We start from the raw sequence: 16,542 nt of genomic DNA on the forward strand, positions 1-16,542 counted from the left end.
AAACCAGAAGGCAAGGATAGAATTATTAAACATTCAATCTTTGCAGCACTGCTATTGCTGCTGATGTTGTTGTCTGTCATCTGTCAGGCCAAATCGCTGACAAGACGATTTATTGTCGAGCTTGAACAGAATTCAGATTTTCCAAACCAGAGCTTTTCTATAAAGTCTGGCTGGCATACATTGTCGGGCACCCCGTCAGGCATTGTCGACACAAACGGCTACGCATGGCCCGATTTGCCATCAGATTACAAACGACACAGACTTTTCAGTTACGGAGTTAAAACATCCCTCATTGACTCGATTTCGTGGCAATGGCTTTACGTCACTAACCTGCTGGTTGGTTACGAACTGATCCTGACCGCCAAGCATAGCACTCTATTCTTCAACACTTATTCATGGCTACCTTTAGAAGTGGTCGTTGCTGCCTTTTTTTTAAAAAGTTATTGGAATCCCGAATCACCCTTCTTTAATCCTATTAAACGACAATCGGATTGTATTTTGACACAGGGGGATCACCCATTTGCGACCATTGTAATGACCTTTGGCTCCGGACATGACCAGCAACAATACCCGCTATCAGCAGCGTCCGACCAGCAAACCCCGGAAACCAACAGCCGACCCCGGGGCCCTTTCACCAGCCCCCTGAATAATGACTACGGTAGCGGTGACGGAGGCTCTCAACAACACTCACACACATTGGATTTACATTGTTTCGTCTACCCCTGTCATGGCGTTTGTCGACTCCGATCATCATCCGGCAGCAGAGAGCCGGGTGAATGTTGGCTGAACTCCGAAGAAAGCGCCTCTGTAGGCCAGATCGCCTATAAAACAGACGCCGCAGGATCACACAATAATGACAGGGCAAGTTGCGAAAGCTTGCCCTCCACTACGAATGATTTTGAGGCCATTAATACGGCGTTCGATCCGGAGTATCTTCTCGAAGAAGACGAGATGTTCATTGCGCTTAACCATTCAGAAACAAAACCAACCACGACTGAATCAGCCCAATTGGATCAGAGCCAACATCATTTTTCCGGCACAGGCAGAATACAAGCCACAACCCACAGCAATCAAAAAGTCTGTGATGCAACAGCAATCGGAGACGATGGTCAGCCGGGACCATACGGGAAAGTCTGTAATAGTGCTCATGCCCTGACAGACCTCAAAAGAAACGCCCACAGCGGAATAAAAACCTGCAACTTGATAGTCATCAGGGAGAATGGCAAGCCGGGGTTATGCGGGGCGGTCTGCAAGAGTGCCGGTGCCTTGTCGGATCACAAAAGAAGAAGACACAGCGGGCAACAAACCTGTGACGAGCCCCTGGTCGGGGAGGATGGTCAACAGCGGCCATGCGGGAAGATTTGCAAGAATCTTTCAGTCCTGCTCAGTCACACAAATAGCGTGCACTGCAAGCCAAGAACCTGTGAAGAGATCTTGGTCGACAAGTTTGGGCAACCGCGACCGTGCGGGAAAGTTTGCAAGAATCTTCAATCCCTGTCATCTCACAAAAGCAGATACCACAGCGGGCAACAAACCTGTAACGTGACCGTGGTCGACGAGGATGGCCAGCGGCAGTCATGCGGGGGGATCTACAAAAACTTCAGTAGTCTGACGGATCACAAAAGAAGAGATCACAGCGGACAACGAACCTGTAATGCGACCGAGGTCAGCGAGGATGGCCAGCCGATATCATGCGGGATGGTCTGCAGCAGTCTCAGAACACTATTGAAGCACAAAAAAAGCTACCACAGTCGGCAACAAACCTGTGACTTGATCGTAGTCGGGAAGAATGGCCAGTGGCTGCGATGCGGGAGGGCCTGCAAGAATGCTGATGCCCTGTCGAGTCACAAAAGCAAATACCACACCGGGCAAAAGATCTGTGACCTGTCCGTAGTCGGGCAGGATGGCCAGCAGCGGCCATGTGGGACGGTCTTTGATAATGCAAATGCCCTGTCGTATCACAAAAGAAGACATCGAAAACGCAAACCTGTTGATGTGGACCAGGACCATGACTAAGTTAGAATACAAGGATGGAAGGGGTAAACACTCACTCTTTACAACACTATTGCTACTTTTACTGTCGTTGTCTTTCATCTGCCAGGCCAAAGCTTTGACAAGACCTTTTGTTGTCGAGCTTGAACAGAATGCAGATTTTCCAAACCAGACATTTTCTATAAAACCTGACCAACACACATTGTCGGGCAATCCCTTAGGCATTGTTGGCACAGGCTACTACTCGGAACCCGGTTTACGATCGGATAACAAACGACGCAGACCTGTCAGTTATGGAATGAAAACGACCCTCATTGAGTCGATTTCCTGGCAATGGCTTTACACCACGAATCTGCTGGTTGCTTACGAACTGATTCTGACCACTAAAGAACCCCCCCTATCCTGTTTATGGGTACCTGTAGAAGTTGTTATCGCTGTCGGTTGGCTTTTAAAAAGCTATTGGAACCCCGATTCACCCATGTTTGAGCCGATTGAACGACAAGGGGCGAGTCAAAGTGAACCGTTGATGATCACCACTATGATGCCCGGCCCTGGACAACACACACCACACTATCAGTCATCAGAATTATCTGACCAGCAAGCGCCAAAAGCCATCACCCAACGAACAGGCGCTTTCAACAGCCCGCAGCATTCTGGCTCTGGTAACGGTAAAGGTAACGAAGACCCTCAACCAAACCGACATACTTTGGGTTTAAATTGTTTCGTCTATCCCTGTCATGGCATTTGTCGACTCCGACCATCATCCGATAATGCATATCCACCGATTGCAGAGGCCAGTTATACTGATTCTGCCCAGCCACTCAATCATTATGTGTCAATGCATGGGCATTTACCTGACAACAATGACGATTTGGTCATAATCAGTGGGTTACTCAATCTGGGTAGTCATGGCCTTGTGGAAAAAACCGGGATTGCCTTTGCCCTTTCCCAATTCAAACTCTCAGCAGGATCGTCCCAGTGGGATCAAGGCTCAATTCATCCTTCCCTGGCAGCAACAATTCAGGCTCCGACAGCTCATGATAAGGTTATATTCACGGCATCAAACCAGAACACCTCTCAAACGGACACACCTGAATGGGCAGGGGCTTCACCTTCGGGCTGTCGTCCTTTCAGAGGGACGGCCCATTGCCGACAAGTCAGGTCGACTAAGAGAAGAGAAAACCATACCGTGAGACGAACCTGTCTCGAGAGAGTACTCGGGACGGATGGTCAGCAACGGCCATGCGGAATGGTCTATAAGAATGCTCAAGCTCTGGCGGGTCACAAAAGAAGAAACCACACTGGACGACAAATCTGTGATTTGATCGTGGAAGGGGAGGATGGCCAGTTACGGCCATGCGGGACTGTCTGCAAGAATGTTCAAACTCTGTTGGGTCACAAAAAGAGAAACCACAGCGGGCAACAAATCTGTGACGTGATCGTGATGGGAGAAGGTGACCTGAAGCAGCCATGCGGGACACCCTGGAGGAGTACCAAGGCACTGTCGGATCACAAAAGAAGAGACCACACCGGCCAACAAACCTGTGGCGTGACCGTGCCCGGTGAGGATGGTCGTCAGCGGCCATGCGGGAAGGTCTGCAAGAATGCTCAATCTTTATCCGCCCACAAAAGCCAATACCACACCGGGCAGCAGATCTGTGACTTCATCCTGGTCGGGGAAGATGGCCAGCAACAACCGTGCGGGAGGGTCTGCAAGCACTCTCGAGGCCTGACAGATCATAAAAAAAGGGGCCACAGCCGGCAACAAACCTGTGAATTTAAAGTGGTCGGAAAAGATGGCCAGCTGCGGCCATGCGGGGTAGTCTGCAAGAATGCTGCAGTTATGTCGACTCATAAAAGCAGTATTCACAGCGGGCAAAAAATCTGTGACCTGACCGTGTTCGGGGAGGATGGTCAGCAGTCGCTATGCGGGAAAATCTGCAGGAATGCTGCGTCTCTCTGGTCTCACAAAAGCACTCGCCACAGCGGACAAAAAACCTGTAATCTGACCGTGGTCACAGAGGATGGTCAGCAGCGTCGATGCGCAAAAATCTGCAAGAACGCCAAAGCCCTGTCTAAGCACAAAAGACTGCATCAAAAGCGCAAGTCTGTTGACGTGGACCAGAGCGATAGCCTCAATCCTTGAACTGACAAACGCCCTTCCATGAAGTGATCTATCCTTCCTCTCTGTGAACCGCAAGGCAAGGATAGAGTTATTAAGCACCCTCTCTTTGCAGCACTGCTATTGCTTTTACTGTCTTTGTCTGTCACCTGTCAGGCCAGACCGTGGACAAGACATTTGATTGTCAAGCTTGAACAAAATGCAGACTTTCCAAACCAGAACTTTTATATAAAACCCGGTCGGCATACATTGTCGGGCAAACCGTCAGATATCAACGACAAAAACGGTCCTGCAGAGCCCGGTCTCAGGGTGCCCCTTCCCCTCATTGAATCGCTTTCCTGGCGATGGCTTTACGCAACGAATCTGCGGGTTGCTTACGAACTGATCCTGACCACCGGAGACAACTCTCCGGGCTCAAACTCTTATTCATGGCTACCTGCAGAAGCGGTGCTCGCTTCTGTCTGGCTTTTAAAAAGCTATTGGAATCCCAACTCATCGTTGCTTAACCCGATTGAAAAAGGGGCAGCACTTATATTGACACAGCAAGATCACCCGTTTGCAATCATCACTATGATGTTTGGCTCCACAAATGACCAGCGACAATGCCTGCCTTCAGCATCACCCAACCAGCAAGCCCCGCAGGCCCACCCCCATTCTGAAGGTTCTTTCACCAGCCCCCTGAATAATGACTACGGTGGCGGTAACGGAGGCTCTCAACAACACTCACACACATTGGATTTATATTGTTTTGTCAATCCCTGTCATGGCGTTTGTCAATTCCGACCCGGTAGCAGAGGACCGAATGAATGGTCGCTGGATTGCGAAAAAAACTCATCTATAGGCCGGGTCGCCGACATGACTGACGCCGCTGGCTCAAGCAATGATGACTGGGCAAAGTTCCGGAGCTTGCCTTTCAGCATTGGTGATTTTGAGGTCATTAATGGTACGTTAGATTCACAATGCCTTCTCAAACTAGACGAGATTTTCAGTAGGTTTAACCATTCAGAAACACAACCAGCAACCACTGAATCATACCAATCGGAACAGAGTCTGGATCATCTTTCAGAGACAGGCTCAATACAACCCAAAGCCGTCAGAGAGCAAACCTGTCACCTGACAGTGGTCTGGGAGAACGGCCAGCAGCAGCCATGCGGGACGGTCTGCAAAAATGCCCTGGCCCTGAGCTATCACAGAAATAAAGACCACAGCGGGCAAAAAACCTGCGACTTAACCGTGGTCACTGAGGATGGCCAGCCTCGGTCATGCGGAGTGGATTGCAAAAATATTCGAGCCCTGTCATTTCACAAAGCCAGATACCACAACAGGCAACGAATCTGTGACGTAACCAGGGTCGCAGAGGATGGCAGGCTGCGGCCTTGTGGGAAGGCCTACAAGAATTCTAAAGCCCTATCGGATCACAAAAGAAAATACCACATCGGGCAGCAAACCTGTGACATCACCTCTATTGGGGAAGATGGACAGCCACGGCCCTGCAAGACGGTCTGCAAAAACCCTCAAGCCCTGGCAGATCACAAAAGAACAAAGCACAGTGGGCAAAAAACCTGCGACCTAACCGTGGTTGACAAGGATGGCCAGCAGCGAGCATGCGGGCTAGCCTGCAAAAATGCCAAATCCCTGTCAGATCACAGAAGAAGAAAGCACAGGATGCAACCAGCATGCCGCGTGATTGTAGTCGGGGAGGATGGTCAGCAGCGGCAATGCGGGAATCTCTACAGGGATGCTCGAGCCCTGTCAGAGCACAAAAGATTACATCGAAAACGCAAGCCTCTTGAAGCCGACCAGGATTAACAGAAGCTCTTTGATAGAAAAATACACTTATTTTCTTGATCTATCCTTCCTCATTGCATATCAGAATCCAAGGATAGAATTATTAAACACTTATTCTTTGCGGCAACGCTGTTGCTGCTTTCGTTTTCTGCCTTCTGTCAGACTGAACTGTTGAAAAGTCGATTTATTGTCGAGCTTGAACAGCATGAAAGTTTTCCAAACCAGCGCTTTTCTATAAAGCCGGACCGTTTCACATTGCTGGGCAACCCGTCAGATATTACCGACACAAAAAACTATGCAGGATCAGATTCGATGCCTGATAAAAAACGACACAGATTAAGCGGTTACGAAATAAAAATAACCACCATTCAGTCGATCTCGTGGCAGTGGATTTACACCACTAACCTGATGGCTGCATACGAACTGATCCTCACTACTAACGATGCGTCTCCAGACAGCAGCCCTTATTCATGGCTACCTGTAGAAGTGGTTTTCACTGTCGGTTGGCTTCTAAAAAGCTATTGGAAACCGGACTCATCGTTGTTTAACCCAATTGAACTACAGGCGCCATCTATCTTGGAAGAGCAGGATCAGCCGTTTACGATTATCAATACAATGTTTGACTCTGGGCATGACCAACAACAGGTCCAGCCTTCAGAATCATCTGGTCAACAAGCCCCAAAAGCTACCATCCAGACTACCGGCTATTTCGCTCATCGCCCCTACTCTGACTCTGACGACGGTGACGGAAACCCACCACAGTACTCACACACTATGGGTTTAAACTGTTTCGTCCATCCCTGTCACGGTGTTTGTCGATTCCAACCAACATCCGAAAGCAGAGAAGCTGCTGAATGGCTGCTGAATTTCAAAGAAAGTTCGAAAGGTTGCACAGAAGTGATATTCGGACAAAGCCCAAGCACTCCTTATGGCATTAATGACAAACCGACAAATAACTGTAACCCGAAACAATCAGGGCGTGCAGAAGCAGCACATACTGACCCTGCCGGGTCACTCAATCACGATGTGCCAATACCCGGGCATTTGCCTCTCACCGCTGAAGATTGGGTTATAGTCAATGGATTACTCAATCTGAGTTGTCACAGTTTTCGCGTAAAAACAGGGATTTCCTTTATTCGTGAACATTTCCGCCCCCCAATGGAGACTTCAGAAACACAAAAAACAACGGAGGGATTAACCCAATTCGCTCATAACCCACTTCATTTTTCCCGGAAAGGCACAGTGCAAGCCAAAAACCACATAAGGCAAAAAAGCTGTAAAGCAATAGTGATCGGGAAGGATGGCCAGCAGCGATTGTGCGGAAAGGTCTGCTGGAGTGCCGCAGCTTTATCGGTTCACAAAAGCAGTTACCACAGCGGGGAAAAAATCTGCCTTAAGACCGTGATCGCAGAGGATGGCCAGCTAAGACAATGCGGTAAGGTCTGCAAGCATAATAATGCCTTGTCAGATCACAGGAGAAGAGACCACACTGGGCAACAAACCTGTGAAGTAACCGTGGTTGGGGAAGATGGCCAGCAGCAGCCATGTGGAAAAGTCTGCAAAAATGCTCAAGCCCTGACGGATCACAAAAGCGGTTACCACACCGGACAAAGAACCTGCAACGCTACCATGGTTGGGGAGGATGGCCAGCCTCAGCTATGCGGGAAGATCCTCAAGAATACTATTGCCCTGATGCATCATAAAGAACACTTTCACAGCAGAAAAAAAATCTGTGACCTAACCGTGATCGGTGAGGATGGTCTGCTTCGGCCATGCGGAATGGTCCTCATTAATGCTCGATACCTGAAGAATCACAAAAAAAGGGTCCACACCGGACAACAAACCTGCGACGAGCCCCTGATCGGAGAGGATGGTCAGCAGCGACCATGCGGGAAAGCCTGCAAGAATGTTGAAGCCTTGCGGCAGCACAAAAGAAAACATCGAAAACGCAAGCCTGTTGATACGAATCTGGATTAACAAGAGCTCTTTGGCGGAAAAACAAACTTATTTTCTTGATCTATCCTTCCTCTTTGTAAACCAGAATCCAAGGATAGAATTATTAAATATTCACTCTTTTCGACACCGTTGTTTCTACTATCTATTTCCGTCGTCTGTCAGGCTGAACCGTTGACAAGTCGTTTTATTGTCGAGTTTGAACAGAATGGAGGTTTTCCAGACCAGAGTTTTTCTATAACGCCTTACACCTCTTCAGATATTGCCGACACAAACGGCTACACAGGATCATCTTCGCTGCCTGATGAAAAGCGACACTGGTCAGGCATTTACGGGGTAAAGCCAACTCTCATTGAGTCTATTTCGTGGCAATGGGTTTACACCACTAACCTGCTGATTGCTTACGAACTGATCCTCACCACTCAAGACACTCCTCTGAGAGCCAACCCCTATACATGGCTACCTGTAGAGGCCGTTTTCGCTGTCGGTTTGCTTTTAAAAAACTACTGGAGCCCCAACTCACCGTTGTTTAAACCGGTTGAGCAACAGGCGGCATCTATGTTGAGACACTGGGATCAGCCGTTTGCAAGCATGATTACAATGTTTGGCTCCGGACATAACCAGCAACAAGGCCAGCATTCAGAATCATCCAGCCAGCAAGCCCCAAAGGCCACCACCCAGCCTGGAGGCTATTTCATTAATCACCTCTATTCTGTCTCTGGCGAAGGTAAAAGAAACCCTCAGCAAGAATCTCACACTTTAGGTCTAAATTGTTTCGTAGATCCCTGTCGAGGCATTTGTCAATTCCGACCATCAGCCAGCAGCAGAAGGCTTGCTGAATCACCATTGAATTTAGAAAAAAGTTCAACAGGTCCCACAGGAGCAATACCCGGACAAAGCTCATGCCCTCCTTTGGCGATTAAACACGGTCTCAGTTGCACAGGCTATTATGATTCTGTCAACACTACAGAGCCACAAAAAAAACCGCCTGCAAAAACATTAAATGATCGCTTTTCTTTTCAATTCCAATGCACTTCTGGTCAAACCTTTCTGCCTCAGACGCATCAGGCTCAGCCCCATGATGTTAAAGACAACCCGACAAACAGCAGCAACCATGCCCTCTCGATGAATGCAGGGAAAGCACAGTCTAACTCTGACCAGCCACTCCATGATAATGCGCCAAGGCATAAGTGTTTGTCTATCACTGATGATGATTTGGTTATAGTCAATGGTTTACTCAATCTGCGTGATCATAGTCTTCTCAAAAAAACCAGGAATTCCTGTGCCCGTAAGCCTTTCAGACGTCCAGCGGGGGCGTCAAAAACACAACAAATAACAGGATCTCCCCAATTGGATCATAACCCACCTCATATTTCCCGGACAGGCAGAGAACAAGTCACAAACCTCAGCGGGCAGAAAATTTGTAACGCAACAGTGGTCACAAAGAATGGCCTGCAGCAACCATGCTGGAAGGTCTGCATGAATACTTCTGCCCTTTCGATTCACAAAAGCAAATACCACACCGGGCAAAAAAACTGTATCGATACCGTAATCGGAGTGGATGGTCAACCGCAGCCATGCGGAAGAGTCTTCAAGCATGCTAATGCTCTTTCAGATCACAGAAGAAGAGAACACACTAAACAAAAAACCTGCGCTGAGGTAGTGGCTGGAGAAGATGGCCAAACGCAGTCATGCGGGAAGATCTTCAAAAATACTTATGCCCTGACGCATCACAAAAGAACTCTCCACAGCGGGCAAAAAACCTGTCCCGTGGCAGTGATTGGTGAAGACGGCCAGCTGCGGCCGTGCGGAAGAATCTTCAAGAATGCTGAATCTCTGTCATCTCACAAATGCAAATACCATACCGGACAAAAGACCTGTGACGTGACTGTGTTCGGGAAGGATAACCAACAGCAGCCATGCGGATCCGTTTTTAACAGTCTTCAAGCCCTCTCCGATCACAGAAGAAGGAACCACAGTAGCAAAAAAATCTGCGACGAAACCATAATCGGGAAGGATGGCACGCGGCAGCAATGCTGGACGATCTGCCAGAATGCTAAAGCCTTCTCGGATCATAAAAGAAGACACCGAAAGCGCAAGCCTGCTGATGTGGACCAGAAAGAGGACCTCAGTCTTCAAAAAGGCAAAGTATTTAAGTAACAATCTGGTTCTGACACTCGCTATTTGATGAAGTTAGCGATTTTACCGGAGCAGACCGGGTCTGCTCGTTCAGATAAGGAAGGCCTTCTTGCGGTGATCTTCAACGTGTTCCCAAGCTGGAACCAGAGCTTTACGACCCCTTCAATCATGGGTGTGGTCTATCCTTCCTTTCTGCAAACCAGAAGGCAAGGATAGAAATATCAAACTTTCACTCTTAGGTGCACTGCTGTCGCTGCTGGTGATGTTGCCTGTCGCCTGTCATACCGAACCTCTGACAAGCCGTCTTATTTTGGAGTTTGAACAGAATGAAGGTTTTCCAAACCGGAGCTTTTCAATAAAGCGTGACCTGCATACACTGAGGGGCAACCCGTCGGACATTGCCCACGCAATTGCCCACACAATCGGCTATGCAAGATCAGATTCATCGCCTGATGAGAAACGCTACAGAACCGGCGGTTACCGGGTAAAAACAACCATCACTGAGCCGGTTTCATGGCAATGGCTTTACGCCACTCGTCTTCTGGTTGCTTACGAATTGATCCTGACCACAAAAGAGGCCCCTCTGTGCGCTACCTCTTATTCGCGGCTGCCCATAGAAGCCGTTTTCGCTGTTGTTTGGCTATTAACAAACTATTGGAACCTGAACTCGCTGCTGTTTAATCCGATTGAACAACAAGTGGCATCTATGTTGACACAGGGGAATCAACCATTTGTGAGCATCACCACAATGTTTGGCTCTGGAGGCACCCAACAAATCCAGCCTTCAGAATCATCTGGCCAGCAAGTTCCAGAAGCCACTACCCACCCTACAGATTTATTGACTGGCCGCCCCTATTCTGGCTCTGGTTCTGGCGATGGTAACAAAGACCCTCAACAACACTCACATACTCTGGGTTTAAATTGTTTCTTCTATCCCTGCAATGGCGTTTGTCAATTCCGAACATCTTCTGATAGCTCAGAGCCCGCTGAATGGCCGCTGAATTTTGAAGAAAGCCTGACAGGCCAAACAAGAGCAATACCCAAACAAAGCTCATGCCCCCATTTGGCCAACGGATACTGCTTTAGTTGTTTGGATCACTTTGATTTTCTAAATCCTGCAAACGCTGAAATCTCGCCGTCAGAAATAGTAGATGATCCCTCTGACATTCCGACCCAATGCCCTTATGGCCTGTCTTCCACCACTAATGATTTTGCGGTCATTAATGGGCCACTCAATCTAAAGAATCTTCGCGAAAAAATCGGAATTTCCATCAAGCTTACCCGAACAGACAGAGCACAAGCCCCGGTAGCACCCGAGAATGCCATATTCGGCACGGCACATTGCCAACAAACCCTGTCGGATGACCAAAGAAGCATCCTCAAGGAGCAAATCTGTAATGAAACAGTGGTCGGGAAAGACGGCCGACAGCGACCATGTGGGAGCGTCTGCAAGCATGCCAGGTCTCTGGCATGTCACAAAAGCAAATACCACACCGGGCAAAAAACCTGTAAGGTCACCATTGTCGGAGAGGGCGGCCGGCGTCGAACATGTGGGAGGGTTTTCGAGCATGCTCAAGCTTTATTTGACCACAGAGCAAATGACCACAGTAAGCAACAAAACTGTGACGTGATCGTGGTCGGGAAAGATGGGCAGCAGCGGCCGTGCGGGGCAACCTGCAAGAATGCCAAAACCCTGTGGTATCACAAAAGCAAAAGCCACTCAGGACAACAAGTCTGCGATTTAATGGTAATCGGGGAGGATGGCCAGCTGCAACCATGCAAGAAGGTCTTCTCCAGTGAAAGAAGTCTGACGAATCACAAAAGCGCCTATCACACCAGGCAAAAGGTCTGTCTCGAAACCGTGATCGGGAAGGATGGCCAGCCGGGGCCATGCGGCATAGTCTGCAAGAATTCTCAAGCTTTCTCGGATCACAAAAGACTCGCCCATACCGGGCAAAAAACCTGTAATGCAATCGTGATTGGAAAGGATGGGCAGCCAGGGCCATGCGGAAAGGTCTACAAAAATGCCAAAGCCCTGACCAGTCACAAAAGCCATACCCACAGCGGACAAAAAACCTGTGGCGTAATCGTGGTCGGGGAGGACAATCGGCAGCGGCCATGCGGGAAGGTCCTGAAGAATAGTGAAGCTCTTTCGAATCACAAAAGAAAAGACCACGCCGGACAACAAATCTGTGACCTGATGATGATTGGGAAGGATGGCCAACAGCGACCATGCGGGATTATCTGCAAAAATGCTAAAATACTTTCGGAGCATAGAAGCAGGCATCGAAAACGCAAACCTGTCGACGCGGATCAGAATTAAAAAAGGTGTGTGAGAGCAAAACACGCTAATTTTCTTGATCTCCCCTTCCTTTCTGTAAATCAGAACGCAAGGATAGAATAATTGAACATTCACTCTTTGCTCTAACGCTGTTGCTGGTACTTTCGTTGTCTGTCGTCTGTCAGGCCGACCCCTTGGCCAGACGCTTTACTGTGGAGTTCGGACAGGATGCAGATTTTCCAAACCACAGTTTTTCTATAAAGCGAAACCTTAGCATATTGCCAGATAACTCTCCGGTCATGGCCGACACTAAAGGCTATTCAGAACCCGATTTGCCATCGGATAACAAACGACACAAACATGACAGACACGGCGTAAAAACGACCGACATTAAGTCGATTTCCTGGCAATGGCTTTATGCGTCGAATCTGCTGATTGCTTATGAAGTGATCCTGATCACCAGAACACTCTCTGTACGCTGACACTTATTCACGGATACCTGTAGAAAAGGTTTTCGCTGTCGCTTGGCTTTTAAAAAGCTATTGGAATCCAAATTCACCGATATTTAGCCTGATTAAACAACAGACGACATCTATTTTGACAGAAAGAGATGTCGTCTGTTTGCAATCACCAACATACTGCACAGCTCAGAAGATAACCTGCAACCAGGTCAGCCCTCAGAATCATGTGGCCAGCAGGCCCTGAAAGTCGCCCCCCAGCCTGGAGGCTCTTCCACCAACCCCTTGCTTTCTGGCTCTGGGGACGGTAACAGAGACTCTCAACAAAACGCACATAGTTTAGCTTTAAATTGTTTCGTCCCCCCCTGTCATGGCGTTTGTAAATTAAGACCCTTACCCGAGAATACACAGACAGTGATTGCAGGTGCAGAAGCTACTGACTGTTTTTAACCCTGACGGGCGAGCCAATGAACATGCATCAATGCCCGGGAATTTGCCTGCCAACACCGATGATTGGATTATAATCGAAGGGCTGCTTGATCTGGGTGGTCATGGTCTTCCAGAAGCATTCGGGATTTTCTGTAAGCTAACCCATTCCCTCTCCTCAATGTTGACTTCTGAAACACGAAAGACAACAACAAGATCACCCTATTCGGGTCGTAGCCCATCTCATCTTTCCCCGGCAGTTGAAGCACAAAACCAGCCTGACGCCAAAAGCAGACTCCATACCGGGCAGCGAACCCGTGACATGACAGTGATCGGGCAGGATGGTCGGCAGCGACCATGCGGGAGAATCTGCAAGAATGACAAGGTCCTGTCAGATCACAAAAGAAGAGTCATACTGGGCAAAAAACCTGTGATATAACAGTAATCGGTAAGGATGGCGAGCAGCATCCATGTGGAACAGTCTGCAATAATGCTGACGCTATGTCTAAGCACAAAAGAAGACATCGAAAACGCAAGCCTGTTGATACAAACCAGGACGATGGCTTCAGCTCTCAAAAAGACTAAGTGAATAAGTAAAGGGTTTTGCCCATTGCAGCCTCTCGTCTATGACAAAGGTCTTTGATAGAAAAGCACACTTATCTTCATAACCTATCCTTCCTCTCTGAATAGCAGAGTGCAAGGATAGAGTTATTAAACGCTCACTTTTTCCAGCATCGCTATTGCTGCTGGTTTCATTTTCTTTCGTCTGTCAGGCTGAAGAGTCAACGAGGTACTTTGTTGTCGAGCTTGGACAGAATGCAAATTTTCCAAACCGAAGCTCTTCTATAAAGTGTGCCAGACACGCATTGTCAGAAAAACCATCAAACGCTGTCGACACAAGCGGCAATGCAGGATCAGATTTGTCGCCTTACGACAAGCGACAGAAACCTGACAATTACGGGGTCAAAACAACTTTTCTTGAATCGATCTCTGGGCAATGGCTCCACACTACCAAGCTGCTTGTTGCTTACGAACTGATCTTCACTACCAAGGGTCCCACCCTCAGTGCTATAACTTCTTCATGGCTGCTCATAGAAGTGGTTGTCGCTGTCGCCCGGCTTTTAAAAAACTATTGGGCCCCCTATTCATCGCTGTTTAACCCGATTGAACAACAGGCGACTCAGAGACATCCGTGTGCGGCCATCACTATAGTATTTGGCTCTGGAGACGAGCAACAACAATACCAGCCATCAGAATCATCCTGCCGGAAAGCCCGTGAGACAACTACCCACTATAGAGGCTCTTGCGCTGGCCACCTGAACAATGATTATGAAGACGGTAATGAAGGTCTTCAGCCAAACCTGCATACTTTGGGTTTAAATTGTTTCGTCTCTACCTGTCGCGGCATTTGTCGATTCAGATCATCATTCGATAGCAGAGGGCCAAATGAATGGCCGCTCAACTCCATAGAAAGTTCGATAAACCATAGATGGGAAACGTCCTTAACGGGCGCGTGCCATCATTTGGCCAATGGACACTGTTTCAGTTGCATAGGCCATTTTAATCCTGAAGACAGTGCAGATTCTCAACAAAACTCAGCTTTCGAAGATTTCAATGGTATCCTTGACATTCAACTCTCGGGCGATTCTGGCCAACAGCTTCATTCACTGTCATATCAGCCACAGACGCATAACATTGATAGCAACCCGATCGACAGCTGCAACTATGCAGACTGGGTCTCCTCAGACGGAGTCGCATGCACAATAAATTCAGAGGCAGCCGATACAACTGAACCTGCCAGACAGGCAATCTGTAACCTGACAGTGGCCGGAGAGGATGCCCAACAACAAACCTACGGAGCGATCCGCAAGTATACCCGAGCCCCGGATTCTCACATAAAAATTGTCTACACCGAACAACAAACTTGCGGCGAAACAGTGATCGGACAAAATGGTCAACAGCTGCCATGCGGGAAGATCTACCAGAATACTATAGCCCTGCTTAATCACAAAAAAAGTGTCCACACCGGGCGAAGAAACTGTTACGTGACGGTGGTTGGGAAGGATGGCCAGCAGCAACCATGCGGGAGAGCCTTCAAGAATGCTCGATCTCTGTGGTCTCACAAAAGCAAGACCCACAGCCGACAACAAAGCTGTAAGGTAACCGTGGTCGGGAACGACGGTCGACCGCAATCATGCGGGAGGGTCTGCAGTAATACTAAATCCTTGTTGGATCACAAAAGAACTGCTCACACCGGTCAACAAACCTGTAACGTGGCTGTCATCGGAAAGGATGGCCAGCGGCAGGCATGTGGAAAAGTCTGCAAGAATGCTCAAGCCCTGTCGGTTCATAAAAGCTGCTATCACAGCGGGCAAAAAACCTGTGACGTAAACGTGGTCGGGAAGGATGGTCTGCAACGTCCATGCGGAAGTGTCTGCAAGAATGCCAAAGCCCTGCAGATCCACAAAGGCAAGTATCACACCAGGCAAAAAACCTGCAACTTGATCATAGTCGGGAAGAATGGCCAACCGAGGCCTTGCCGGGTAGTCTGCAAGAATGCTGGATCACTGGCGTCTCACAAAAGCAGCTTCCACACTGGACAACAAACCTGTCACTTAACATTGGTCGGGGAGGATGGCCAGCAGCAGCCATGCGGGGTGGTCTGCCACAATGCTCGAGCCCTGGCGTCTCACAAAAGAAGATACCACGGCAAACAAAAAACCTGTAACGAAGCCTTGGTCGGGGAGGATGGCCAGCCGCAACCATGCGCAAAGGTCTGCATGAATGACATAGCCCTGTCTAATCACAAAAGAAGAGAGCATACCGGGCAACAAACCTGTGACGTGAGCGTTGTCGGGCAAAATGGTCGGCGGCGACCATGTGGGAAAGTTTGCAAGAATGCTGGTGCCCTGGCGTCTCACAAAAGCAGCCTCCACACCGGGAAACAGACCTGTCGCTTGACATTGGTCGGGAAGAGTGGTCAGCCGCATTCCTGCGGGAAGGTCTGCAAGACTGCTAAAGCCCTGTCAGATCACAGAAGAACACACCATAGCGGGCAACAAATCTGCAACATCATAGTGGTCGGGGAGGATGGCCAGCGCCGGGCATGCGGAAAGGTCTGCAAGAGTGCTACGACTTCGGCGTATCATAAAAGAACACATAGAAAACGCAAAACAGCTAAAGGCGCACAGGAGGATGCCTCAGCCCTCAAAAAGTAAAGTGAATAAATAACGATCTGAGATCAGCACTTTTATTCAGTTTTCCCTGTAACCCCCTGATTTATACCAGAAGATCTTCGACCGAAAAACAGGCTTATTTCATAATCTATCCTTTCCTCCTGTAACCCGGAAAGCAAGGATAGAATTATTAAACATTCACCCTTT

General features: G+C 48.6%; 9 protein-coding genes. All 9 read left to right on the top strand.

Going from position 1 to position 16,542, the window contains the following annotated elements; all coding sequences use genetic code 11:
* Positions 1 to 63: 63 nt before the first annotated feature.
* The 9 genes from P6910_RS20775 to P6910_RS20815 all read left to right on the top strand — a co-directional run bounded on the left by P6910_RS20775 (position 64) and on the right by P6910_RS20815 (position 16,377).
* Positions 64 to 2,016: a hypothetical protein gene (locus P6910_RS20775; RefSeq protein ID WP_317143164.1), complete on the top strand. Its 1,953-nt coding sequence runs from the start codon at positions 64 to 66 to the stop codon at positions 2,014 to 2,016.
* Positions 2,009 to 4,138, top strand: coding sequence for a hypothetical protein (locus tag P6910_RS20780; protein WP_317143165.1), 2,130 nt, complete (start codon positions 2,009 to 2,011; stop codon positions 4,136 to 4,138). The genes P6910_RS20775 and P6910_RS20780 overlap by 8 nt, the downstream gene beginning before the upstream one ends.
* 99 nt (positions 4,139 to 4,237) lie before the next feature.
* Positions 4,238 to 5,923 (top strand): hypothetical protein, encoded by a 1,686-nt coding sequence (locus P6910_RS20785; RefSeq protein WP_317143166.1) that lies wholly within the window; start codon positions 4,238 to 4,240, stop codon positions 5,921 to 5,923.
* A 150-nt stretch (positions 5,924 to 6,073) separates the two neighbouring features.
* Positions 6,074 to 7,879, top strand: coding sequence for a hypothetical protein (locus tag P6910_RS20790; RefSeq protein ID WP_317143167.1), 1,806 nt, complete (start codon positions 6,074 to 6,076; stop codon positions 7,877 to 7,879).
* A gap of 150 nt (positions 7,880 to 8,029) precedes the next feature.
* Positions 8,030 to 10,015: a hypothetical protein gene (locus tag P6910_RS20795; RefSeq protein WP_317143168.1), complete on the top strand. Its 1,986-nt coding sequence runs from the start codon at positions 8,030 to 8,032 to the stop codon at positions 10,013 to 10,015.
* A gap of 151 nt (positions 10,016 to 10,166) precedes the next feature.
* Complete coding sequence (locus P6910_RS20800; protein ID WP_317143169.1) at positions 10,167 to 12,317, top strand: hypothetical protein; 2,151 nt, start codon at positions 10,167 to 10,169, stop codon at positions 12,315 to 12,317.
* Between the two features lie 125 nt (positions 12,318 to 12,442).
* Entirely contained in the window at positions 12,443 to 12,757 is a 315-nt protein-coding gene (locus tag P6910_RS20805) for a hypothetical protein (RefSeq protein WP_317143170.1), read from the top strand.
* A gap of 400 nt (positions 12,758 to 13,157) precedes the next feature.
* The gene (locus P6910_RS20810; protein WP_317143171.1) at positions 13,158 to 13,598 is read left to right on the top strand and encodes a hypothetical protein; all 441 of its coding nucleotides are present in this window, start codon (positions 13,158 to 13,160) and stop codon (positions 13,596 to 13,598) included.
* 301 nt (positions 13,599 to 13,899) lie between these two features.
* Positions 13,900 to 16,377: a hypothetical protein gene (locus P6910_RS20815; protein ID WP_317143172.1), complete on the top strand. Its 2,478-nt coding sequence runs from the start codon at positions 13,900 to 13,902 to the stop codon at positions 16,375 to 16,377.
* The last annotated feature ends 165 nt before the right edge of the window (positions 16,378 to 16,542 follow it).

Origin of the sequence: Endozoicomonas sp. 8E, assembly GCF_032883915.1 — a bacterium.
GTDB lineage: Bacteria > Pseudomonadota > Gammaproteobacteria > Pseudomonadales > Endozoicomonadaceae > Endozoicomonas_A.

Bases quoted from the DNA above. Each gene is read 5' to 3' on its own strand.
- P6910_RS20775 (WP_317143164.1), top strand. From the start codon at position 64: ATGTTGTTGTCTGTCATCTGTCAGGCCAAATCGCTGACAAGACGATTT.
- P6910_RS20780 (WP_317143165.1), top strand. From the start codon at position 2,009: ATGACTAAGTTAGAATACAAGGATGGAAGGGGTAAACACTCACTCTTT.